Consider the following 25,439-nt stretch of genomic DNA (forward strand, 5'->3'; position numbering starts at 1 on the left):
GTAAAACAGATTTTTATACATTAGGGACAGGCTCAATGCCTTTTCCTCAGTTCTACCATCAGTCCGGAAATGTTGAAGGCCGTTTCAGTCAGACAAACGGTCTTCGACGTTGCCGCATACGAATGGCAGGCATCATAGCCAATTATTTTCCCATTAGCTTAAAGGAGATTGTTCAATGAGAAAGCTATTAATGTTCTTTTTAATAGCAACAATGGTAGTGATGAGTGCTTGTTCGCAGGATAAACCCGAACCGGAGGATAACCTTGTATTCGTGCAAGGTGGAACGTTTAAGAACAACAAGTCCAATTTTGCTGGAAGAAATGCGACCCTGTCTAACTTTTATATCGGGAAATATGAGGTAACTCAAAAAGAGTGGGAAGATGTCATGGGAAATAACCCCTCCGGATTCAAAGGAGATCAATTACCGGTAGAAATGGTGAGTTGGTATGATGCGGTAGAGTATTGCAATCAAAGAAGTATACAAGAGGGCTTGAAGCCGCATTACAACATCGATAAGGATACCCAAGACCAGAATAATAAGAATGATAACGATAATATAAAATGGACAGTAACGATTAATGAGGGAACTAACGGTTACCGACTGCCTACAGAAGCGGAATGGGAATATGCCGCAAGCGGAGGTCAGGAGAGCAAGAATTACACATACAGCGGCAGCAACAACGCCGACAAAGTCGCATGGTATTGGAAGAACGCCGGGGACAAAATCTTAACTGGAGACTGGAACTGGCCTGCCATAGAGAGCAACAAAACCAAAACCAAATCGATTGGTACCCAACAGCCCAACGAGCTTGGAATCTACGATATGTCTGGCAATGTAAGAGAATGGTGCTGGGACTGGTACAGCGATGCTGAGAGCCAAATGGCTTCATTTCGGGTAATAAAAGGCGGGGGCTGGATCGGTAGTGTCAACAATAACGAGATCGCTTTTCGAGGAAAATTTGATGCAAATGGTTTTGGTCCGGATCAGGGGTTTCGTGTTGTTCGCGGAGAATAGTCGAAACGTTGTAAAGTACCCAAATAGTTTAAGACGGCGCTATATGCTGTAAAGTAGGTCGTTGAACTTAAAGAGATGCCAAGGCTATAGCAGATTAGCCGGGGCATCTCTTTTTGAAATGCTTGTATTTCATTCTAATGCACAGGATCGGAAAGGTGATGCATTGTTTGTCGTACAAATCGACCCTTTATTTTGCAGGATCAAAAAGTATCCTACGACACAGAAATGATCGGATCATACAAAAAAGTGCGTACTATTCAACGATCAGGACACCTGATAATCTAACATTCGAAGGGCAAATTGAATTGTCGTTCAATATAAAAATCGTACTGAAGGGGTGGGAAAAATGCCAGCGTATCAACTTCACTTGAAAGATAAACGGATCGTATGGGGAAACGCAATAGATGTGGAGTCTCTCATTGGCACATATCCACAGGATTCAATTAGACCAGGAGAGAATGCGGCTTTGGATTGGAAATTGCCTAATGGCATATATAGAGCAAAAGAGGTCGTCATAGAGCTGGATAAACTGCTTGAGGCGATACTGGTTCAGCTGGGCGAACCGATAGACGGTAATCCTTCGGTGTTATTGGACAGCCTTCAGGCCAATTTGGCGATCTCCGGTGATCTTTCATCACTACCGCTTGGACCTTTGGCTTTGAAGGATAAGGCAGGTGTTGAAATTACGGCACAGGCGGCACGTATCGGTGAACAATTGGTTCTCTGGGCACGAGAGATTAATTCTGAAAAGAGGGCACTGGCGCAATATGGACCGGAAACCCTAGGAGAGCTGGAATTTAGAAGTCATTGCTATGGTCATACCCTGATACCGGAAGCTATTGCTCAGGTTTGGGGTCCCGCTGGGGGACCAAGAGTTATGCAGTTATATAATGAATACTTGCACCAATTTGTATTGCTGCGGGATGCATTACTTCCCTTTGCCAATTGGGAACAAGTACCGTTTGAAGTCATGGAACACACGCAATTCAAAGGATTACGTTTTCTGGAGCCTGCCCGTAAGGTCTTTTTAACTCAATTGCTCGGGAAGGAATTAACTCACAAGGCGATTGTTCAATATGCACAGAGTGTGCTTAGCTCGAGTTTGACCTCTGCTGGTTACGGCTTTCAATATCCTTTGGGAACTGTGTTGCCCGCTGGCTTGGGAGAGTCGGCTGGTACGGCTGCACGTTATCTTCTGAAGTGGCATCCGGTACAAACCATTGAGACTGAAGATACAAAAGATTTAGTTGCCATCTCTTTCGAATATGAATATGACGATTATTATGCTGCACCACGCGACGAAGCAGGAACGGGTATACCTGGCAGCAAGGATCACTTTCACATTTCAGAGGATCATAGTGATCTTCCATCCATCGCACGGCTGCTTCCGAATACAGATTCAGATCGAACGACCTTGCGTTTCAGACTGGAGAGGGAAGGTCATGTATCATCTAGTGTAGAATCTAGTGTGGATCTCGGTCAGCTCTTCAGGGGACATCGATTTTCATATCGGCCTGAAAAGAACAACCATTCCAAGGATGCTACTGTGAAGCGAACATCGACCAGCATTCATCAGGTAGCAAACATTCTGTCGCATTCCGGATTGGTGACAAATACGGATGATGGAGTCCATTTCATACCAACAGGCGGAAATGAACTTGTACAATGGGCTTTGTTAGGCAAGCTGTATCCTGAAAATGTGGTGTTATTGGCTAAAGGAGATCAAGAAGAGCTGGAAGCAGCTTTGGTTGCCGGGAAGGGGTATGGAACGCAATTTCTGGTGTTGTAATGCCTTAAACCATCCGTGACAGATGAGATGACGGCGGCAGCGTATTCGTACAGAGCTGCTGCCGTCAAATTATACTACTTTAATTTACATTAACAATGTCGCGGCGAGAGTTATCATTGTCGCAAGATACTTCGTCGGGGAATTTCTCGATATAAGTCGTGCCAAACTTGCACAACATCTGTAGCATGGGGGCCAGTTCCTCACCCAGATCGGACAAATAATATTCTACTTTTGGTGGTGCAACCGGATAGACTTTGCGAATAATCAGACCGTCGCTTTCAAGCATTCTGAGCTGCATTGTAATCATGCGTTGAGTTGCGTCCGGAAGAAGTCGCTGTAACTCATTAAACCGAATGGGACCTTTAGTTAAGTGATTGAGTATAGAAATTTTCCATTTGCCGCTAAGTAAGCTCATGACAATTTCTGAAGTACAGCGATAGGTTTTATTTCTAAAGTTAATCATCCTCCAACACATCTCTTTCACTTTGATTTTGTACTCCCCACTCACATAAACCTTCCAGAACGGGCAATAACGTTTCGGCTTTATCGGTCAGTCTGTACTCGACTTTAGGCGGGACTTGTGGATACTCTTTCCGTTCGACCATACCATCCGCTTCCAATTCTTTTAGTTGTGAACTCAGTGTTTTAAACGTAATCGCTCCAATTTGTCTTTTCAGTTCATTGAAGCGTACCGGTTGGTTTTCTGCTAAAAGATAAATGATGACCATCTTCCATTTGCCGCCAATGACAGACAATGTGTAGCCAAAAGGCGTATCTTGAATATGTTTAACCTTACCTTGATATTCAGCCATGCTCATATTTATGCTATCCTTTCGGGTAGTACCTGTCATAATAGTGCGTACTACTTTTTGATTTGCGTTCAGTTTATACTAACCTTACTTTGAAGTAAAGGAGAGAAAAACATGAATCAAAAAACAATACGTCTGTTAATGCCACAATGGCAAGGCGGGAATAATCCTAACTACTCTTTTGGGGCGGAACTGCTTGCCTGGCTGGCTCCTGGTAATGATCAACCCCTGATTCAAGTTCCTGTACAAGCATATGATGGAACGTCACTGGAAAACGAGAATGGTGTAAATGGGAGAAAACAGCTCATTGAACAATTGGAAGCAGCACAGCATATTATTCATGCTCACAAGCCTGACCGTATCGTCATGTTTGGTGGGGATTGCTTGGTCGAACAAGCTCCGTTTGCCTATTTAAACGAACGGTATAATGGAGAATTAGGCTTAATCTGGATCGACGCGCACAGCGATTTGGTTGGTTACGTGGGTTATGATAACGGACATACGCTACCTCTGGGTAATCTTTTGGGAGAAGGGGATGAAGAGTTTGCAAAACATGTAAAAATCCCTCTAAAACCTGAAAATGTCTTTATCGCGGGGTTGGCAACACCTACAGAACAGGAAGACGAAGTGATCTCAGAAGCGTTTGAACGATTAGGTATAACGACTGCAGAATCAGATACTGAAATGATTCAAAGACTTGGCATTAAAACTGCCGGAGCTGAAGAGTTAACGAAAAGTACAGCATCCATCAAACAGTGGATCAAAGAAAGCGGCATTAAACATCTGGCTATTCACCTGGATCTAGATGTGCTTGATCCTAAGGCTTTTCGCTCGTTATTATTCGCTAATCCTGAAGGCCCTTATACGTACTCTCCTGCGGGAAGCTTGCAAATTCCTCAGCTCCTTCATCTGCTCAAAGAATTGTCGGAAGAAACAGATGTTGTGGGATTGGGTATTACCGAGCATATGCCATGGGATTCAATCAACTTGAAGAACCTGCTAGGGGAAATACCTATTCTAAATAAATAATAACATTCAATATACTCACCAACGGATTTATAATACTAGAATAATAGGTTGACCATAAAAAATACACTCAGACACTTTATCATTGTGTGAAGTGTATTTTTTTGTGACTGTACGTGAGATAAAAGCTTAATAACATTTGAGTGCTGATGATTTGAAGCTATGGCTGGTGATCTGGGGTGCACTGTAAGACACCATTGGTCATTCACCTACATACATTATCTCAGGACAAATGACTATTGAAGTCAGTCATGGAGGTTTTAATCTTATGTCAATTAATCATCATTCGAATACATCACATCCTTATTGGATCGAGAACGTGGGCGGGAGAGAAAGGGAAGCTTTGATTCCTCATCCTGTAGTTGTGGAGGTTAGGCAAGTCGCATCCAATCAGATTGTAGTGACTTACGATCAGCCAGCGGATTTAGCATCCGCAACAAACATATCGAACTATTGGATAAGAAGTAATATGGCTAGTCCATCAGATATAGCCAGTCTAGGAATGGGAGAAGCCATCGGGAAAGAAAATTCGATTCGTGCTGATCGGGGGATGATCGCTCCTATTAATAATTCCAAAACGAGATTTGTTATAACCTTCAATGTTAACGCGACTATGGGTGTTCTTTATATTTTGCTTCCATGCTTTGTCAATTTGGAGGGGAGATCCGGATTCACTGGTGGAAATTGGGGACCGTTCAGTAGAAATATGTTTATTGGATTGTAGTAAACAGTTCAATAGGGCATGAACGCAAAAAGTCGCCAGAAATGGCGACCTTTTTTATCGATAGAAAGGGTTAGATTTCAAGTTTACGTGTACCAAGCCACTTCACCATTTCTGGGTCGTTATGAGAAAAGAACAGACTTTGCTTCGTATCTAATGCAGTAATTGATTCCATATCATTTTGGCTTAATTCAAAGTCAAAGATATTGAAGTTCTCAACAATTCTCTCTTTACGAACAGACTTCGGAATGACAACGACTTCTCTTTGTGTCAACCAGCGTAAAACGACCTGAGCAACAGATTTATTCACCTTTTTCGCAATGGATAGCAATACATCATTCTGGAAAAGATCATTTCTTCCTTCAGCAAAAGGCGCCCAGGATTGAATCTGAACATTATTTTCTTTCATAAAAGCAGCACTTTCGATTTGTTGATTGAAAGGGTGTGTTTCAACCTGGTTTACCGCAGGAACTATCTCATTATGAATGATTAAATCGATCAGACGATCCATCTGGAAGTTGCTAACTCCAATAGCACGGACCTTTCCTTCACGATACAATTCCTCCATAGCGCGCCAAGAGCCGTACACATCGCCAAAAGGCTGATGAATTAAATACAGGTCCAACACATCCAATTGCAATCGATCCAGAGATTTTTGGAATGCTTTTTTAGTGTTTTCATATCCAGTATCCTGAACCCAAAGCTTTGTAGTAATAAATAATTCTTCTCTTGGGACACCACTTCGTTTAATGGCTCGACCAACGGCTTCTTCGTTCAGATATGAGGCAGCTGTATCAATCAGGCGATATCCTGCCATAATGGCATCGTAAACGCTTTGTTCGCATTCATTTTGATCTGCAATTTGATAAACACCAAAACCCATAATGGGCATCTCCACACCATTGTTAAGTATTACTTTTTCCATGTTAAAGCCCTCCTTCTTATAGGTTTATTATGTACCAAATCATCATTCTAGCGTTATATCATTCATATCAAATGTTTGCCTAATTATCTCACAGGACGTATAAAATTGATTTTTGACGTTCAAGTAAAAGACTTCTATTCCGCTGAATAGAAGTCTTTGGATCTCCCTCTGAAAATCCCCTTTTCCAACCTTCCAAGCCAATTGAAAGAACTAAGCTATCTTTTATAGCTTGACCCAGGCCACCAGCCCATCGGGTTGATCCGGGTTAATACCATGGCGTTCGGCATTAGCCAAAGCAGCGATTTGCGAGATGAAGATGAAAGGAATACCCCGCACCGCTGTATTAAGCGGATGACTAGTTGTGATTTCAAGGTCGATGAACTCCTGCGGGATGCCCATCGCCCGATCGGCAAATGTAATAATGGTGGCTCCACGCTCCTTAATATCCCTCAACAGATTGCGTTGATGCTCAATACCGCTGTCCGACAAGGCAGCAATCACTAAAGTATCCGAACCCACGGTGACCATCGGGCCGTGCCGAACGTCAAGAAGATGGTATGCGTGGGCTTGTGTCTTGGCAATTTCGGTCAGAGCGATGGCACCCTCGGCTGCCAGGCCTTGTAGTTCACCGTCTGCAAGCAGGACTGCATTCGTCCAATTGAAGTCGGAGACACGGCGGATGCTGTCCTCTACACGTGCCATGTAGGCTTCACCTTGATGAATCGCTTCCTGCATATCGATAATCAGCTCCTCATCACCAGCAAGAAAAGCGGCAAGCAGCAGATTGGCTGCATACAGATTGGTTACTGTGCGGGTCTGGCAAACGCTATGGTCGAAAGCCCAGGGCAGTTCCAGAGGGAAATCAGCGTTTTTGGATAACGGCGAGCCCGTTACACAAGAAATCGTTAATAATGGAATACGTTGATCGGACTGAAGTAAACGCAATGCTTCAACGACCTCACTCGTACTGCCAGATCGTGACGGCGCTATGATCAGGCTACCCTCCAGCATGGGACGATAGCGGTCTGCATGGAGCATGAGATCACCAGCGGCAAGTGACATTGCAGGCAGGCCAGCACGCAAACGGAAGGAAAAAGCGGCCGCTTCGCTCAAACAATAGCTGGACCCGGCGCCAACAAAGGTTACGGAGGTAATCGCTTGAGCTTGGACAAAGGCAGTAAATTCCGTGCGCTTGGCCAGTAAATAGTTGTAGGTCTGCTGCAGGGCCTTATATTGTTCTTTTACTTCACGATACGTCAAATTCATAAAAATACCTCCCGGGAATGATTTAGATTGATAGCTTCAGTTTGTGATCTTTTCGATCAAATATATAGTTAAATGATTGTGTTAATCATAATTATGCCTTTATATCCCTCTGAATTGCAATAGTTTTCCAAAATAATGATTGATTTAATCAAATAAAAAGATTATTATGATCACAAGCTAGAAATTATCAAATGTTTCCCATACTCATCTGACCCGTGAAGGGAGGTGCAGGATCGTTCAAATCGTCGCTATGTAACGACGAAACCTTAAAAGGGGGAATGGATATGCCACTGATCTCGTCCACTGAAATGCTGCAAACAGCTCGCAGGGATCAATACGCCATCGCTGCATTTAACGTTCATACCCTGGAGATGCTTCAGGCTGTCGTTGAAGCGGCTGTAGAAACCGAATCACCGCTCATTATTCAAACCACGGTGGGCACAGTCAACCACTTGGGACCAGATTACATTGCTCATGCGGCTAAAACCGCAGCGGACTTGACGGATATCCCCATCGCACTTCATTTGGATCACTGCACTGATTTTTCAACGATTATCCGATGCATACGAGCAGGTTATACCTCCGTTATGATCGATGCATCCATGTATCCTTTTGAAGAAAATGTGAACCTAACCCGTAAAGTGATGGAGGTTGCTCAGGCATCTGGCGTAAACGTGGAGGCTGAGCTTGGTAAGGTTGGCGGCGTTGAGGACGATATTGTCGTCGAGGAACAGCATGCTTCCCTAGCAGATCCGGAAGATTGCGTGCAGTTTGTTGAACGTACTGGTGTAACTACACTGGCTCCAGCAATCGGTACCGCACACGGTATTTATAAGGGACAGCCGAACATAGATTTTGAACGAATTGAAACCATTGCGAATCGAGTATCGGTTCCTTTGGTGCTGCACGGTGGTTCGGGCATACCAGCTGAACAGATTCATCGTTCGGTTGCACTGGGGATGTCCAAGGTAAATATAGCCACAGAGCTGCGTATTGCTTTTTCCGAAGCTATCAAGGATGTATTTCTAATCCATCCAGAAGAGAATGATCCACGTAAATACATGGCTCCGGCGAAGGAAGCAGTTAAACGGCTTGCCATGGAGAAAATACGGTTATGTGGAAGCACTGGCAAAGCCGGCGTAGTTCGATGATTACCACAGTCACACTCCATGCGGCCATCGACCGGACATTATACGTTGACAAGTTTGGCGTAGGCCAAGTGCATCGGGTGACAAGACAGGTTAATGAGCCAGGTGGCAAAGGCAATAACGTAGCCAAAGTGATCCGGCAGCTCGGCGGTGAAGTCACAGCTACAGGCATTATTGCCGGCAATAACGGTGTATTTATTGAGAGAAATCTGACTGAACGAGGGATACGGACTGCTTTTATCCAATCAGCGGGAGACTCACGAGTCTGCCTCAACATTGTGGATGATTCCAGTGGTAGCTCTACCGAGCTGCTTGGGCAGGGTCCAAATATGTCAGAAGCTGAAGTTGAAGCGATCAAGAAAAAAGTACAGGAGCTCGCCATCCAGTCTAGTGCAGTTATTATGTCTGGAAGCTTACCCCCAGGTGCACCGGACACTTTGTACGCAGAACTGATTTGTATTGTTCGTTCAGCAGGCGCGAGAGCCTTTCTGGATACAGGTGGAACAAGTTTCACCATTGGGCTGAGTGCAACACCCCATTTCGTGAAGCCGAATGAGCAGGAGCTGGCCGAATGGCTGGGGCAGAAGCCAAGAAACGTGAGCGAATGGGCCCGTGCAGCGCACAGGTTGGCGGATCAAGACATTGATGAGGTGTGCATAACACTCGGCAGTGACGGTGCTCTGGCTATTTTAAACGGAAAAGCATATATGGTGAAGCCGCCAACCATTCAGCCTGTGAATACGGTAGGTTGCGGAGACGCCTTTGTTGCCGGCATGGCATATGCAGGAGAGCGCGGCGATTCGGATGAGTCCAGACTGCGTACGGCTGTCGCGGCTGCTGCTACGAATGCAATGTCTTCTAAAGCAGGTGACATCGACTATGTTCTGTTTGAGGAGTACGAACATCAGGTGCAAATTATACCTTTATGATGGTTGAAGGTTTTGAAAATCAGCTTCATATCCCTCATGAATAACCGTTAGAGAGATACTTTTCTTATGGGATGCAGTTCACGTCGACATATTGCAATCCATCCTTTCATCCTACACAATAGAGCTAGCACGGGCTGAAGTTAACGGATATCATGCAGGCCCAGACATATTAAAGGAGAGACTTATGCAATATTCAAAGGGTGAACTGCGCAGAGCACAAACATTGGAACTGATTAAATCGCATGGAAAAATATCGCTGCAAGAGATTGTCCAGACGGTTGGCTGCTCGGAAGCAACCGCAAGACGTGACTTGGACGCACTTGAAAAAGCGGGCGAGATTATTCGAACAAATGGGGGAGCCATATATGAAGGGGGCCTGACGTCGGCGGTATCGGAGCTACCATTTGCAGCAAAACGCGATTTCCGACGGATGGATAAGGAACGGATCGCTGCCACGGCCGCTGCCCTTGTTAAAGAGGGAGACATTATCTGCCTGACGGGCGGTACAACGACGTTCTTTATTGCGAAAGCACTCAAAAAGCATCGTAATATTACGATTGTCACCAACGCGGTGAATATTGCTTATGAATTGGCTGATGCCGAAGATATTCAGGTTGTGGTCATTGGCGGCGTTATGCGGTCTAAAAGCTACGAGTTATGCGGTCCGCTGGCAGAAAGTGTGATCGACAAAATTAACATTACGAAAATGTTTCTCGGGGTGGACGGAGTAACGCAGAATTTTGGCTTTACGATGCATTCCGAGCTTGAAGCTCGTATTGCCCAATTAACAATGGAACGTTCCAGCGAAGTTTATGCTGTATTCGATCAAAGCAAGATTGAGAAAAGTGCTTTGTTTACGATTACTCCCTTAACTCAGGTGACAGGGGTAATTACGAATAAACAGCCGGAGGGATGGTTTGAGCAGGCGTGCCAGGAGCATCAGATTGCGATACATACAACTACAGACCACATTGCTTCTATTTAAATACGCGTAATACTCAAACGCCCTTCCCTTCATATGCTGGCTAATTTGCAGGACAAGGGAGGATATGCGAATGCATTTTTCCAAGTTTATGCTGATCATTGCGATGGTTTGTGTTGTATTCGCTGAAGCAGGCTGTTCCAGCTCCTCCTCTTCAGGCGGCGATACATCCGCAGACCCGCAAGGTAAGGTGAATCTGGTCTTTTGGAGTCATCAGGAAGACGCCATTGTGGGCGCATACAAGAAATTAATATCCAAATACCAGACCTTACACCCCGATATAACGATCGAGTATCAGACCTTTCCATATGATGTATACAGCCAGAAGCTGAAAGCCTCATTCTCCGCGAAGAAACCACCCGATATTGCCGAATTTTTCGGTACGTGGGTGCCCGAATATTCCAAGAACGGTCTGCTTGTCGAAATCCCTGATAGTGAAAATGTAAAAAAAGAGTACTATGATGCTCCCCTTGGGGGATATTTGCGAGACAACAAGTTATACGGGCTGCCACTTGAATACAACATTGAGAACGGCGGCATGTTGATTCACCCGCAAATGCTCAAAGACCAAGGCTTCGATCACGCACCGTCCAACTGGACAGAGCTTGTGGATTACGCCAAAAAATTGACTGTCCGTGAGAACAATGTCATCAAAGTCAAAGGCTTCGATTTTGTATCAGCAGACAATATTACGTTTACTTTCTTATCCCTTATTTTGCAGCAAGGTGCAAGTTTTATGGGTGAAGACGAACATGTTAATTTCCACTCACCGGAGGCGGAGAAAGCGATGTCCACCTTGGTCTCGCTCGTGGCCGATGACAAAGTTGCGGATTTAACCACGTTCGGCGGTGAGCTGGATACCTCTGACTATTTTTTTCAGGGGAAATCAGCCATGACCTATCGCGGTCCCTGGACGATTGCTGCAGGACAGAACAACTATGAGGTTGATGATTTTGAATACGTTTCCGTGCCTTCCTTTACGGAAAACCCACCCGTTTTTGCTGCCGAATCCGGTTGGGGGCTTGCGGTGTCCCAAAAAAGCAAACAGCAGGAGGCTGCGCTTGATTTCATCCAATTCATCTCGGAGAAGGACAACCTCTCGACATGGAATACGGACACCTTTACCGTACCAGCCAAAAAAGAAATTGCCGAAAACCCGGAATTCCTGAAGAACAATCCTCATCTAAAGCCTTCGCTGGACATATTGGCGTTAGGTCAATGGATCGGCCCAATAGCAGACCGGGATTTCTTCTTCAAGCAGGTTAACGACAATTTCCAGCTGATGGCTAGTGGACAACAGAGTGTCCAGGACGGATTGGCTAACATCGAACAGACGATCAACGATAATCAGGATCAACATAAGTGATAGGGGTGCTGGGGCATGAGTACTGCTATATCTACCAACAAGGCGGACAAGGTTAACCCAGCGGTAAAGTCAACAGCTTACAGGGCAAAACGAAGGTTCATCATCATCTCACTCGTACCGATCTTGCTTCTGTTCGGGGTGTTTGCTTTCCTTCCCATCGCATGGAGCCTGGGCTTATCCGCATTCAAGTATGACCCGCTCAGCTCAAACGCGATATTCGTGGGGGCGGAAAACTATATTCGCATGTTCCAGGACTCCATCTTTCTGAAGTCACTGTGGGTAACCTTCAAATTTGTATTTATCGCCGTATTGATAAACATTGTCATTACGCTTTTGATTGCTTCAGCGATTCAGCGAGTCCGCATCCCGTGGCTTAAAAATGGCTTTCGGACTATATTCTTTCTTCCCACGATCGCTCCGCTGGCGGGAACGGCCATCGTATGGAATACCATGTTCAATTACAATGACGGCTTGTTCAACATGATTCTCGCCAAGATGAATATGGCGCCGATCCAGTGGCTCAGTGATCCGCATTATGCGCTCTACTCCGTCATTATGATGACCTTGTGGGCTGATATTGGCTATAATATCGTTCTTTTCATTGCGGGACTGGATTCCATCCCGGATATGTACTATGAAGCAGCGACGCTGGAGGGGGCGGGCCGATGGCATGTCTTTCTTCACATCACACTGCCATTGCTGCGCAGAACGTTGCTGTTTGTTTCCATCACGACAGTTGTTTCCTATTTTCAGGCCTTCCCACAATTTCAGATTATGACCAAGGGCGGACCCTTCAACGAAACACGAGTGCTGTCACTGCAAATCTATGAACAGGCCTTCTCCAGCTCCAATATGGGGTACGCATCTGCTATGGCAACCGTATTTCTAATGATCATCCTGCTTGTGACGCTGCTGCAACTTCGGTGGGGACGCACGCAATGGGAACATTGAGAGGAGAGGGGAGAAGAAGCCGATGCCGCGTAAATTCAGCCTGTGGGAAGGGTTTACTATCGCAGTTCTTGCAGTTATAGCTTGTGTTATGCTTTTGCCTTATGTATGGATGGTGCTATCATCACTGAAAAGTAACATGGACATCGTCTCAGGTTCCGCCGGTTTTTTTCCAAGTAAGCCGAGTCTGGACGGATACCGAACGGTTTTTAGCGAGGCGCCGTTTGTCACGTGGCTGCTGAACAGTCTGATGACTTCCGTCATCATAACGGTGGTGACCTTGTTTACAAGCGCTCTAGCCGGATATGTCTTTGCCAAGCATCAGTTTAGAGGTAAGAAACTGCTGTTCATTCTGATCCTGGCAACCATGATGATTCCCTTTCAGGTTATTATGATTCCCACGTATCTGATCACGGCTGAGCTTGGACTGGTTAACCATTTGCTGGCGATTATTTTGCCCAATCTGGTTAGCTCCTACGGCGTATTTCTGGCTAAACAATTCATAGAAGAGATTCCACAGGAGCTGCTGGAGGCAGCAAGGATGGACGGTTCTGGCGAATTCAGGCTGATGCTTCGCATCGTTATGCCGCTTATTCTGCCGATGCTGTCAGCGTTGGGAATATTCACGTTTATGAACTCCTGGAATAACTATCTGTGGCCACTGATTGTATTAAATGATGAGAGCAAGATGACCGTTCCGCTGGCATTGGTCTATTTTAACGGAACGCACCAGGTCAATTACAACGTCGTCATGTCAGCTGCGGTATTGATTACAATACCGGTTATTATAATGTTCCTGATCTTCCAGAAGCAATTTATTAAAGGCCTAGCTATGACGGGCATGAAATAACGGGTGAGGAGAAGAGTTATGACTAAAATCTCAATTATCGGAGCAGGCAGTGCATTTACGCGAGAGATCGCTATGGATATCCTGCTGATTGAAGGCTTGGAGGGTGGCACTATTGCCCTGGTTGATATTGACGAGCGGCGGCTTGAGTTGGCACGCAGGCTGGTGCTTCAGATCGTGGAACAGACAGGGAAGACGTGGGAGGTGATTGCCTCTACAAATCGCAGAGAGGTCATCGGCGGTTCACAGTTTGTGATTAACCAAATTGAAGTAGGCGGGCTGGAGACGGTTCGTTATGAATATGAAATTCCGCTGAAATACGGGGTAAAGCAGTGCATTGGCGATACGCTGGGACCAGGGGGACTGTTCAAGACACTCCGTACCCTTCCCAGCTGGATGGAGATCGTGCGGGACATTGAAGCGCTCTGCCCAGACTGCATCATTCTAAACTATACCAACCCGATGTCGGCGGTTACACTCCTGACTTCCCGCATTACGGATATTCCGGTGGTGGGACTATGCCACTCTATCCAGAACACGTCGGCTCAACTGGCTGAATATGCAGGAGTTCCATATGAAGAGATGTCATGGAAAGCCGGAGGTATTAACCACATGTCCTGGTTCGTGGAGCTGTCCCACGCCGGGAGAGATCTGTATCCAGTATTACTGGAGAAAATACAAACTCCTGAACTGCTGCGGCAGGATCCGGTCCGCTTTGATGCGATGAAATACCTGGGTGCATTCGTTTCGGAATCCAGCGGCCATTTCTCGGAATATATCCCGTATTACCGTAAACGCCAATCACTTATCGACCAGCACTGCAACTCAGGTTATAACGGAGCTACGGGATTCTACGCTGACAACTGGCCGATCTGGCGGAGAGAGAATGATGAGCAGATCGTTTCACAGCTTGAGGGAACAGCACCGCTTGAGCTGAAATCCAGTAATGAATATGCAGCCATTATTATCGAAGCAGTATTGAAGAATGAGCCGAAGGTCATTTATGGTAACGTTCCTAACCGGGGGCTGATTGAAAATCTGCAGGCTGATGGTGTGGTGGAAGTGGCCTGTCTCGTTGATGGGAAAGGCGTTCAGCCTTGTCGCTTTGGAAGACTGCCCGAGCATTTGGCCGCATTGTGCCGCTCGAACATGGCTTTTTTTGACCTGGCAGTGGAAGCTGTGCGGAGGAGTGACAGGGAGATGGCTCGCCATGCACTGATGTTGGATCCGCTAACTGCAGCCGTATGCTCCCTGGAGGAGATCGGAAGTATGTTCGATGAACTGTATGAGGCGGAACAGGGATTTGTTCCGGTATTGAAATGATGCAGAGACAACAAACAAGTCCCGTTGTTGTCATTGTTGGCGAGCTAAATGTAGACGTCATTGTATCGGGAACGGATGTCATGCCGGAATGGAATCGGGAAAAAATGGTTGATGGTTTTGAGATTGTACTTGGTTCCTCTTCAGCAATAACGGCCTGTGCGCTGGCAAGCCTGGGAGCGGATGTGAGATTCGTTAGCGTAGTGGGAGATGACGATTTCGGAAAATTCTGTATAGCTGAGCTGCAGCGTATGGGCGTAAATACAGAGCATGTAACCCGATTGTCTGGCATCAAGACAGGTGTAACTCTGTCGCTTTCCACACCCGATGACCGCGGGTTGTTAACTTACGCTGGCAGTATCCCATTGTTAACACCGGATTATATCCCGGAGTCCCTGTTGCAGCAGGCCGCACATCTTCATTTTGGTTCCTATTATTTGCAGGATGGAATGAGACCTCATTGGCGAGAGCTCTTTACAAGATTGCGGGCAGATGGGATCAGCACGTCTTTTGATACCGGCTGGGATGTATCCAATCAATGGGACCGCGAGGGCATAAGTGCACTACTGACGGTAACTGATTTGTTTATTCCCAGCGAGGATGAACTGCTGCACATTTTCCCTGCCGCTGGGGTAAGCCATGTACTTGATTCCATGCTTCCTGGTGTGGCAGGAATTGTAGCGGTCAAACAAGGGTCAAAAGGTGCTACACTACGTCAACTGGACGAAAGTAGAATATCGGCCGGATCTTACACTTTGACACCCGTCGATACGACAGGGGCAGGAGACTGTTTCAACGCAGGAATCATATATGGATACTTGCTTGGGATGCGAAGTGATGAACTGCTGCGATTTGCCAATGCATGTGGAGCATTGTCCACACTTGGCATTGGTGGCACAGGGAGTTTGCCGACAATGGAGGCTGTTCTTCTTTTGCAGGCTGAGCATGAACAATAAATCCTGATTTTAATCTAACACAACCAAATTGATCAAAGGGAGTTGAGAATATGTTGAAATTCGGTAAAACATTGCTGGTGGGATTAAGTATGGCGGTAGGGATAGGACTGGTTTCAGGCATTGAATGGTCCTCATCTGCTGCCGCAGCAGGCACAGATTACTACGTAGCGACAAACGGAAATGACTCCAGTGCGGGAACGAGCAGCGCGCCATGGAAGACGCTTCAGCACGCAGCGGATGCTGTTCCTGCAGGCAGTACGGTGCATGTTCGTGGCGGTGTGTACAACCAGAAGCTGAAGATCACCCGCTCAGGCTCCGCTTCACAGGGGCCGATTGTATTCACTAACGATGGCACGGAGACTCCGATTATTGACGGTACAGGACTTTCGGTTAGCGGGATTGAAGGGTTGATTGACCTGACCGATGTGAATTACGTTACCCTTCAGGGATTTGAAATTCGCAATTATACTACAGCTACTAAGGACGTCATGCCCGTAGGCATTTATGTTCACGGATCAGGCAGCTTCATCAATTTGTCTGGTAACAAAGTCCATGATATCAAAAACACGGCCACCCCAACCGGCAGTGATCTGCTTGGCCGTGACGCACATGGGATCGCCGTATATGGAACAAAGGCACCGGAATCCATTCACGATATTACGATTAGTGGTAATGAACTGTATAATCTTGTGCTCGGCTCCAGCGAATCTCTGGTTCTCAACGGTAACGTGGACACCTTCTCAGTGACGAATAATGTCATCCACGATAACGACAACATCGGCATTGATCTCATCGGATATGAGGGTAAAGCGCCGAATACGACTTACGATCAGGTACGGAACGGACTCGTGAAGGGCAACAGAGTCTACAATATCACTTCCAACAATAATCCTTCGTATGGGAAGTCACTTCCGAATAACAGTAATGCGGCCGATGGCATTTATGTCGATGGTGGCAAGGATAGTATTATTGAACAGAACTACAGCTACAACAATGATATCGGTATCGAGATTGCGTCCGAGCATGCCGGTAAATCTACCAGCAATATTACTGTTCGCAGCAACGCAGTCTACAACAACCGACTCACTGGCATCGCCATGGGCGGGTATGATACCAAACGCGGCTCCACCGTAAACTGTAAGATCGTTAACAATACCGTATACAAAAATGATACGCTTGGCGATGGCAGCGGCCAGCTTTACGTTCAATACGACACACAAAATAACGTAATTAAGAACAACATTTTTGTAGCCAGCTCTACAGATGTATTGATTTACAATGAATACACCAAAAATTCCGGAAACGTTGTGGATTATAATCTTTATTTCGCCCCTGCCGGAAGCAATGGAGCCAGCTGGACTTGGAAAAATAAAGATTACACAGGATTCTCCGCTTATAAAACGGGAACTGGCAATGACGCGCATTCCTTGTTCATCGATCCCAAATTTGTGAATGCTTCAGGATACGATTTCCATCTCCAATCTACATCTCCAGCGATTGATGCCGGGAACACGGACAACGCTATTATCGGAACACTGGACATTGAGGGGAAACCGAGAGTACAGGGGGCTGCTGTGAATATCGGCGCTTACGAGTGAGATTTATAATCTAACGGGAAGACTCTCCCGAAGGCAATAAAACAAAGGAAGCTGAGTAATCAGCTGCCTTTGTTTTATTTTATTTAAAGAGTAATAATCCTCTTTAAATAGCCGTGCCTGAGTTAGAACTTATCTAAACCAATATTTAGGTAGTCAGCGGCATTTCCATTTCGATCCAAGGATAGTAAAATCGGTGATAGGATGATTAATGCAAAGGTTAATTCACAACTGTAGTCAAGAAAGGAGGATGTGGAATGAAACCCGGTTCCATTAAGCACAGCATGGTCATCTATGGGACCATAATCTTAATGCTGGTTTTGGCCGCGTGTTCCCAATCAGAGCAAATTGAAAATCCATCACTCCCACAGCCCATTCATCCTAAACAACAGCCGATTGAATACAAGTCGAACCCCGATGAACCCGCATGGAAGCTTGATACCACGCCTGTGGATTTAACCTGGTTTGTAGGTGCGAACTGGTATGGGCACACATGGGGTAAGAGCATGACCTCCAAAATTGTAACAGAGAAAACAGGTGTTAACATCAAATTCGAAGTGCCATCGGGTGAAGCAAGCGAACAAATTGCGCTCATGATGACTTCCGGTAAGCTGCCGGATTTGATGACAATAGGCTCGTGGGAAAGTGCGATTCATAAGTTGTGGGAAGGGGATCAGGTGTATGCCTTAAATGAACTGGCGGAGCAATATGATCCTTACTTTTTCAAGGTCGCGGGGGACGGTACACTGAAGTGGTATCGTCAGGAAAACGGCAATACATATGGCATTCCAAATGATTCATACAGCCCCAGCCTAATGCAGACAACCGGTTTGACGGCTGCGAACCAAACCTTTTTGGTAAGAAAGGATCTCTATGAGGCTATGGGTAGACCCGATTTGAGCACTCCGGAAGGCTTTCTGAACGCATTACAATTGTTAAAAGATCAGTATTCTGTGTATAAAGGTCAGCTCATTAGTCCCTTCTTTGCTCAGGGGAATGTCTCTTATGGGATGACCGAGTACCTGCAAAACCTGCTGGCTATTCCGCATGAAAAGGACGGAAAATTTAACGACCGTATGACCGACCCAGACTATATCACCTGGTTGAAAACCTTCCGTACAGCTTATGAGCGTGGCCTGATTAATGTGGATTTTCTGGTGGATTCGAATGCTCAGGTAGAGGAAAAAACCAGTAATGCCCGTTATTTTATGATGATTCGCGAGTGGACTGGTATGGCGGCTATCAATCCGATCCTAGCTGCGGGTGCATATCCGAATTCGTACTACATCGCTGTGGATGGACCGCAAAACAGCCACGGTGATTCCGCCAGACTGTTCCCTGGCAACATGGACGGCTGGATGGTTACGATGATTAGCAAATCCACCAAGAGTCCTGAACGAGCCATCCGATTTTTGAGCTATTTAGCGAGCGAAGAAGGCCAAAGGGTTGTATTTCTGGGCAAAGAAGGCGAAACATGGGCGATGAGGGATGGCAAACCGCAGTTGACGGCGGAAATGGTCCAATTGCTTGACACAGATAGGGAGCGTCTGGAAAAGGAATACGGTATCATGGATACCTACTGGATGCTGCGCAACCCTGCTTTCGTTAACCAGTGGAGACCAGAAAAGGCGGCATCCGTTAAGCAAATGGAGGAGTTCGCGAACAAACAGGCGGATATGGACAGCGGCACCTATAAGGGAATAGATCCTGTAGGAGATTCCGATATAGCCTTATCCTGGTCGCGTATTTCACAGAATTGGGAAGAAGTTCTGCCTGAACTGATTACTGCCAAAGATGAAGCTGCTTTTGATAAAATTTTCGAAAATTTCTTGGCCCGTCGTGTGAATTACGGTTTTAATCAGGTAATGGAATACCGTCAGACCGAGCTGGAAGCGAGAAAAGCCAAGATGGCTGAATAATCATTCCCTAACAACCTCGCTCTCTATCGACTAACTTGTAATATATGGTATAACAAAGGTGGTGCGGATTTCAGAGTGAATTACCTACTGACTAGAATGAGGAAACTTTACCGCAATGCCCGTATATCCCAAAAGCTGTTTCTGGCGTTTAGCCTGATGATTGCCATACCCGTTATTTTAGTATCCTTTTTATATATTCGCATGCAGGAAACCCAGCTATACAAGGACGCTATGTCAGCGGGCAACAGCCACGTTTCATGGCTAAACGAACAATTGCGCAGCAGAATGGATATCATTGAGAACGCTTCCAACACGGCACTCACTCAAAAGTCATTTGTGGATTTTATTCATTCCAATATGCTTGTGGATGGACTACGACTGGTGAAATTTAAGCAAAACCAATTTGAGCAAATGCAAAACATCATTCAAAGTAATGCGATGATCAGTGAGCTCAGCTTTTACGTGGATAACCCGAACTTGTATGAAATCTGGCCTGAGATCTATCATTATCAGAAATTTTGGCCGCAGGATTACTGGGCAAAGCTTCGGGATGAAGGTGGTGCGGCTTACCGCTTATTTTCTTTTAAGGATGGTGAACATACGCTATCATACTACCGGCTGGTTCGCCTTCAGGGTCAGGAGAAAAAGCGACCTAGTATTATGGAAATTCGCGTTCCGCACAGTATGTTTTTCAGCGACCTTCTCCAGGAGAGCAAGGGAGACTTCTTTTCTGTTTTGATGAACGAAAGCGATCCTCCCCAATATGTCTATAATCCCCAGCATGAGTTTTCTCGAAAAGCCGGTGAAGGACTGGACGAAATCCTTGGCGGTATTCATCGCCAGCTGGATGTACTGCCACAGGGAAGTCCCGTTAAAATTAAGGTAGGAGATCAGAGCTACTATGCACTTTACCGCTACATCGCTCCGCTAAACACTTATGTGGTCGATATCGCCTCCCATCAGGCATTGATGAAGGGGCCACGCAGCTGGTATGCATTTGTGGTAACGATTACATTATGTGTTCTGCTGCTCATCATGCTGCTCGTATCACACACAACTCGGCGCATTTTCCGACGGCTGGACAGCGTACTGGCTTCAATGCGTCAGGTACGAAAAGGAGAACTGGATGCAACGATTGATACCGGCCTAGATGAGAACGAAAGAGGGGATGAGATCGATGAGGTGGCTGTGAGCTACAACAAAATGTTACATGAGGTCAAACGTCTGATGACACAGGTAGTGGATAAACAATTAATCGCCAAAAACGCACAGCTGCATTCACTGCATTCGCAGATCAACTCTCATTTTTTGTATAACGCACTGGAATCTATTCGAATGCTCGCGGAGGTTCAACGACAACCTGCTATTGCGAATTCATTGGTATCATTAGGTTCGCAACTTCGCTACAGCATGCAGTGGCGCAGCGATACGGTTGCGCTTCACGAGGAACTTGCCAACATTCAAAGTTATATTCAATTTATTAATTTAATGGAAGGCGGCAGCATCATGTTGACGGCAGATCTCCCGCAGGAGGTGCTCCGCTATGCAATTCCTAAAATGTGCATGCAGCCTATTGTTGAAAATGCAGTGCATCACGCTGCACCATCAGGCGGGAGTGTGTGTATTCAGATCACCGTTTCAGTGGAGAATGAACGCTTGCTTATTAAGATACAAGATGATGGAGAGGGGTTAGACCCGGAGATGTTAGTTCGACTGCAAGCGGCACTGCGGGGAGACTCGGATTCGCCGATTGTTACCAGCAAGAATGGACTTGGTTTGGAAAATGTGAATAAGCGGCTGCAGCTTCATTATGGCGAGGATTATGGTCTTTGGATTGATAGTGTTCAGGGCGCTTATACCTGTGTAACGATACATTTGCCTTGGGAAAATGTAAATCTTGGAGGGTGGTAGGAGTGATCAATATTCTGGTTGTGGACGATCAAAAGCACATACGTGACGGTCTGCAGGCGATGCTGCATCAATTTCCTCTGGAGCTGAACAACATATACTCTGCCGCAAGTGGGATGGAGGCGCTAATCCTTTTGCGCCAGCATAACATTCACATCGTTATTACTGATATTATGATGCCGGACATGGACGGACTCGCACTGATGGCAAAGACCAAAGAGGAGCGCATCGAGGTGGAATACCTCATTATTAGCGGTTATAGTGATTTTACATATGCTCAAAAAGCCATCGAACTTGGGGCAAAGGGATACTTGTTAAAACCTCTGAAGCGAGAGGATCTGCAAACTTCACTAGAGCATGTATGGCAAGAAATCCAGACACGGCAGACGCTTACGTACAACATGCAGCATGTCTCCCGTCTCGCCCGAGAGACAGATCGTAAAGAATTACGAATGTTTATGCAGGGAGCGTTAAACAATGAGGCTTGGATCCTCCAAATCCAGGAACAAAATCCTGCGCTTTGGCACAATTATCGCTTATGTTTGCTGCGAGAGAAATGTTGGATCAACCAGCCGGGTTCCAGCAGCGTCCATAGCATGGAAGCTATTGCTTATGATGTGTTCGGCAGACAAGGTTGCGTTTGCCTGCAACATAGCCCGTATCTGATCCTCGCAGTGGATGCAACGATAGATCCGGAGGCTTTGCCAGCGGCACTCAAGGAAGGAATGATCGATGCCATAACCGTTATGACTGAGCCGCAGCAAGGATTAAAGATGTTGCCCGGCAGCTATACACAAGTACATGAGCTATTCCACCACAGTTATCTGTTTCCAGATCAATATATCATCCTGCCAGCAGCTATTGAGCATATGGAGCAGCAGTGGCAACTTCCCTATGAAGAACTGTATGAACTGTTCCAGTCTGTTGGGACCGACGATAGTGGTAAAATTGCTCAGGGCATTTCCGCAATATTTCATAAAAATGTGCTTCAACGCTATCATATTGGCTATACCCAACAGCTCTGTGGTGCCACAGTGCAGATGATGGAGGAATACGAACGAGTAATTCGCCCCTACATGGGTGAAGAAGCGCTGGATCTTGAATCTTTGCGTAATCTCTTTGATTATCCGGGGATGCGCGATTATATTCAAGCGCTGCAACAGCAGCTGCTTCGACTGAATCAGTTCTATTTTGATTATAAGCACAGTTATCGCAATTCTCAGGATTTAAATGAAGCCATCCGTTTTATACACGAGAGCTATCATAAGCCGCTGGACCTCGCGATGGTATCCAATCATGTGTCGCTTAATTACGCCTATTTCTCAAATCTATTCAAGAAGAACATTGGCAAAGGTTTTGCCGAATATCTGAGAGATGTACGTATGGATAAAGCACGGCGTCTCCTAGCCGAAACCGATCATAAGATTGTTGAAGTTGCTGCTATGGTAGGTTATGAAAGCTACAAAAGCTTTACGCGAGCGTTCCGCCTTGTGATGGAAATTCAACCCACAGAGTATCGACAAATGATGCGCCAAAAGGTAGAACGTGAAGTGCAATATCACAGTACAAATATATAAATTGAATCAAAACCCAAAAAAATGGGATATAACAAAAATAATTGTACCTTTTCAGCAGATTATCCTATTCGATAGAATAAAGATATTCCCCGATGTAAGCGATTACCTTTATACGCATAGATTGGGTGAAACTATTATCCTATCAAAGGAGGGCAATTATGAAACCATCTCACTTTACGGAGAAACGGTTTATGAAAAAGGTACTTGGTTTGTTCTTAGTGGTTGTGATGCTGGCTAGTGTTGGCGTGCTGCCAACTTCAAAAGTTCAAGCAGCTGGAACGACAGTTACCTCAATGGAGTACTTCTCACCAGCAGATGGACCTGTTATTTCAAAATCAGGGGTTGGCAAAGCCAGCTACGGATTTGTTATGCCTAAGTTCAATGGAGGCTCCGCTACGTGGAATGATGTCTACAGTGATGTGGGGGTCAATGTGAAAGTCGGTAACAACTGGGTTGATATTGATCAAGCCGGAGGTTACATCTATAACCAAAACTGGGGGCACTGGAGCGATGGTGGTTTCAATGGCTATTGGTTCACCCTTTCCGCAACAACCGAAATTCAACTGTACTCCAAAGCAAATGGTGTTAAGCTTGAATATCAACTTGTATTCCAAAACATTAACAAAACAACCATCACAGCCATGAATCCAACACAAGGGCCGCAAATTACAGCAAGTTTCACAGGCGGTGCAGGCTTTACATATCCAACGTTCAACAATGATTCTGCGGTAACCTATGAAGCCGTAGCGGATGATTTGAAGGTGTATGTAAAACCTGTAAACAGCAGCACATGGATTGATATTGACAATAATGCAGCTAGCGGCTGGATTTATGATCATAACTTCGGCCAATTCACCGACGGTGGTGGAGGGTACTGGTTTAACGTAACGGAGTCGATCAACGTCAAATTGGAATCAAAGACTTCTTCAGCTAACCTTGTTTATACCATTACGTTTAATGAACCTACAAGAAATTCATATGTCATTACGCCATACGAAGGAACAACCTTCACAGCAGATGCGAATGGTTCCATTGGAATTCCACTTCCCAAAATTGATGGGGGTGCGCCAATCGCCAAGGAACTGGGCAACTTTGTATACCAGATTAACATCAATGGGCAATGGGTGGAGTTGAGTAACTCCAGTCAGAGCAAGTTTGCATACTCCGCTAATGGCTACAACAATATGTCTGATGCCAACCAGTGGGGATACTGGGCCGATTATATCTATGGTCTTTGGTTCCAGCCAATCCAGGAAAATATGCAAATCCGTATCGGATATCCGCTGAACGGACAGGCGGGTGGAAATATTGGCAACAACTTTGTCAACTATACCTTCATCGGTAATCCAAATGCTCCGCGTCCGGATGTATCCGATCAAGAGGATATCTCCATCGGAACACCAACTGACCCAGCTATCGCGGGCATGAATCTCATCTGGCAGGATGAATTCAACGGAACTACGCTGGATACAAGTAAATGGAACTATGAAACAGGATATTATCTCAATAACGATCCGGCTACTTGGGGATGGGGTAATGCAGAGCTGCAACACTACACGAACAGCACCCAAAATGTTTATGTACAGGACGGGAAGCTGAATATCAAAGCCATGAATGATAGCAAATCTTTCCCGCAGGATCCGAATCGGTATGCACAGTATTCTTCAGGTAAGATTAACACCAAGGATAAACTTTCCTTGAAGTACGGCAGAGTAGATTTTCGTGCTAAGCTTCCTACAGGGGATGGCGTTTGGCCAGCACTGTGGATGCTTCCAAAAGATTCTGTATACGGCACATGGGCTGCATCAGGTGAAATCGATGTTATGGAAGCAAGAGGACGTCTACCTGGGTCTGTAAGCGGTACCGTACATTTTGGCGGACAATGGCCGGTGAACCAGTCTTCGGGTGGCGATTATCACTTCCCAGAAGGGCAAACTTTTGCCAATGATTATCATGTATACTCGGTAGTCTGGGAAGAGGACAACATTAAATGGTATGTCGACGGCAAGTTTTTCTATAAAGTCACTAACCAGCAGTGGTATTCCACAGCTGCACCGAACAATCCGAACGCACCTTTCGATGAGCCGTTCTATCTCATTATGAACTTGGCAGTCGGCGGAAACTTCGACGGTGGCCGTACTCCAAACGCATCCGATATCCCGGCAACTATGCAAGTGGATTATGTACGTGTGTATAAAGAACAGTAATAAAACAGCCGTTTCCGCGATTGGGGTCGTGTCGAGGCCAGTCACCATAGTTATGGGTGATGAGGCAAGCTGAACGGATAAGAAAAGACAGGCAAGACCAACAACAAAATGTTGTTGGTCTTTGTCGTTTGAGAAGGTAGCCGGTTAGTCTCAAGCGAAACTAATCTTTTCTACAATAATGAAGCA

Annotated in this window: 21 protein-coding genes; 17 read left to right on the forward strand and 4 right to left on the reverse strand. The window is 45.8% G+C overall.

Translation table 11 applies throughout. The annotated features are described in order from the left end of the window. The first annotated feature begins 175 nt into the window (after positions 1–175). The gene (locus PTQ21_RS20590; RefSeq protein WP_274566949.1) at positions 176–1,015 is read left to right on the forward strand and encodes a formylglycine-generating enzyme family protein; all 840 of its coding nucleotides are present in this window, start codon (positions 176–178) and stop codon (positions 1,013–1,015) included. 346 nt (positions 1,016–1,361) lie between these two features. Continuing rightward, positions 1,362–2,804 (forward strand): hypothetical protein, encoded by a 1,443-nt coding sequence (locus PTQ21_RS20595; protein ID WP_274566950.1) that lies wholly within the window; start codon positions 1,362–1,364, stop codon positions 2,802–2,804. 79 nt (positions 2,805–2,883) lie between these two features. Here PTQ21_RS20595 and PTQ21_RS20600 read toward each other — a convergent pair whose 3' ends face one another. After that, positions 2,884–3,267 (reverse strand): winged helix-turn-helix transcriptional regulator, encoded by a 384-nt coding sequence (locus tag PTQ21_RS20600; RefSeq protein WP_274566951.1) that lies wholly within the window; start codon positions 3,265–3,267, stop codon positions 2,884–2,886. Then, a complete protein-coding gene (locus PTQ21_RS20605) occupies positions 3,260–3,622 on the reverse strand; it encodes a winged helix-turn-helix transcriptional regulator (protein WP_063565019.1) in 363 nt (120 codons plus the stop codon). Before PTQ21_RS20605 ends, PTQ21_RS20600 begins: the two co-directional genes overlap by 8 nt. A 105-nt stretch (positions 3,623–3,727) precedes the next feature. Between PTQ21_RS20605 and PTQ21_RS20610 the strand changes: the two genes are divergently transcribed. Together PTQ21_RS20610 and PTQ21_RS20615 are read left to right on the forward strand one after the other, a co-directional pair. After that, positions 3,728–4,642, forward strand: a complete 915-nt coding sequence (locus PTQ21_RS20610) for an arginase family protein (RefSeq protein ID WP_274566952.1) — start codon at positions 3,728–3,730, stop codon at positions 4,640–4,642. Positions 4,643–4,907: 265 nt separating this feature from the next. Beyond that, positions 4,908–5,363, forward strand: a complete 456-nt coding sequence (locus tag PTQ21_RS20615; protein WP_274566953.1) for a hypothetical protein — start codon at positions 4,908–4,910, stop codon at positions 5,361–5,363. A gap of 70 nt (positions 5,364–5,433) precedes the next feature. Here PTQ21_RS20615 and PTQ21_RS20620 read toward each other — a convergent pair whose 3' ends face one another. Together PTQ21_RS20620 and PTQ21_RS20625 are read right to left on the reverse strand one after the other, a co-directional pair. Beyond that, a complete protein-coding gene (locus tag PTQ21_RS20620; protein WP_274566954.1) occupies positions 5,434–6,285 on the reverse strand; it encodes an aldo/keto reductase in 852 nt (283 codons plus the stop codon). Between the two features lie 222 nt (positions 6,286–6,507). Beyond that, the gene (locus PTQ21_RS20625; protein ID WP_274566955.1) at positions 6,508–7,398 is read right to left on the reverse strand and encodes an SIS domain-containing protein; all 891 of its coding nucleotides are present in this window, start codon (positions 7,396–7,398) and stop codon (positions 6,508–6,510) included. Positions 7,399–7,835: 437 nt separating this feature from the next. Here PTQ21_RS20625 and fba point away from each other — a divergent pair, with 437 nt between their 5' ends. From fba to PTQ21_RS20690, 13 genes are all read left to right on the forward strand, one after another. After that, positions 7,836–8,702: a class II fructose-1,6-bisphosphate aldolase gene (fba, locus tag PTQ21_RS20630; protein WP_274566956.1), complete on the forward strand. Its 867-nt coding sequence runs from the start codon at positions 7,836–7,838 to the stop codon at positions 8,700–8,702. Continuing rightward, positions 8,699–9,628 (forward strand): 1-phosphofructokinase family hexose kinase, encoded by a 930-nt coding sequence (locus PTQ21_RS20635; protein ID WP_274566957.1) that lies wholly within the window; start codon positions 8,699–8,701, stop codon positions 9,626–9,628. Before fba ends, PTQ21_RS20635 begins: the two co-directional genes overlap by 4 nt. A 184-nt stretch (positions 9,629–9,812) precedes the next feature. Beyond that, positions 9,813–10,613, forward strand: a complete 801-nt coding sequence (locus tag PTQ21_RS20640; RefSeq protein ID WP_274566958.1) for a DeoR/GlpR family DNA-binding transcription regulator — start codon at positions 9,813–9,815, stop codon at positions 10,611–10,613. A gap of 70 nt (positions 10,614–10,683) precedes the next feature. After that, the gene (locus PTQ21_RS20645; RefSeq protein WP_274566960.1) at positions 10,684–11,976 is read left to right on the forward strand and encodes an ABC transporter substrate-binding protein; all 1,293 of its coding nucleotides are present in this window, start codon (positions 10,684–10,686) and stop codon (positions 11,974–11,976) included. A gap of 15 nt (positions 11,977–11,991) precedes the next feature. Then, a complete protein-coding gene (locus PTQ21_RS20650; protein ID WP_063565013.1) occupies positions 11,992–12,927 on the forward strand; it encodes a carbohydrate ABC transporter permease in 936 nt (311 codons plus the stop codon). Between the two features lie 136 nt (positions 12,928–13,063). Next, complete coding sequence (locus tag PTQ21_RS20655) at positions 13,064–13,774, forward strand: carbohydrate ABC transporter permease (RefSeq protein ID WP_274566961.1); 711 nt, start codon at positions 13,064–13,066, stop codon at positions 13,772–13,774. Positions 13,775–13,792: 18 nt separating this feature from the next. Further along, positions 13,793–15,094: an alpha-galactosidase gene (gene melA, locus PTQ21_RS20660; RefSeq protein WP_072732848.1), complete on the forward strand. Its 1,302-nt coding sequence runs from the start codon at positions 13,793–13,795 to the stop codon at positions 15,092–15,094. Then, on the forward strand, positions 15,091–16,047 hold the full coding sequence (locus tag PTQ21_RS20665) for a carbohydrate kinase family protein (protein ID WP_274566962.1): 957 nt from the start codon (positions 15,091–15,093) through the stop codon (positions 16,045–16,047). The genes melA and PTQ21_RS20665 overlap by 4 nt, the downstream gene beginning before the upstream one ends. A gap of 50 nt (positions 16,048–16,097) precedes the next feature. Beyond that, a complete protein-coding gene (locus tag PTQ21_RS20670) occupies positions 16,098–17,645 on the forward strand; it encodes a right-handed parallel beta-helix repeat-containing protein (RefSeq protein WP_274566963.1) in 1,548 nt (515 codons plus the stop codon). Positions 17,646–17,899: 254 nt separating this feature from the next. Then, positions 17,900–19,561 carry an extracellular solute-binding protein gene (locus PTQ21_RS20675; RefSeq protein ID WP_274566964.1) on the forward strand — a complete coding sequence of 554 codons (1,662 nt, stop codon included), beginning with the start codon at positions 17,900–17,902 and terminating at the stop codon, positions 19,559–19,561. Positions 19,562–19,657: 96 nt separating this feature from the next. Next, positions 19,658–21,472: a sensor histidine kinase gene (locus PTQ21_RS20680; protein ID WP_274566965.1), complete on the forward strand. Its 1,815-nt coding sequence runs from the start codon at positions 19,658–19,660 to the stop codon at positions 21,470–21,472. 2 nt (positions 21,473–21,474) lie between these two features. After that, positions 21,475–23,046, forward strand: coding sequence for a response regulator (locus PTQ21_RS20685; protein ID WP_274566966.1), 1,572 nt, complete (start codon positions 21,475–21,477; stop codon positions 23,044–23,046). A gap of 158 nt (positions 23,047–23,204) precedes the next feature. Further along, on the forward strand, positions 23,205–25,253 hold the full coding sequence (locus PTQ21_RS20690) for a glycoside hydrolase family 16 protein (protein WP_064638366.1): 2,049 nt from the start codon (positions 23,205–23,207) through the stop codon (positions 25,251–25,253). Positions 25,254–25,439: the final 186 nt, after the last annotated feature.

The sequence above is a fragment of the Paenibacillus marchantiae genome (assembly GCF_028771845.1).
GTDB classification, from domain to species: Bacteria; Bacillota; Bacilli; order Paenibacillales; family Paenibacillaceae; genus Paenibacillus; species Paenibacillus marchantiae.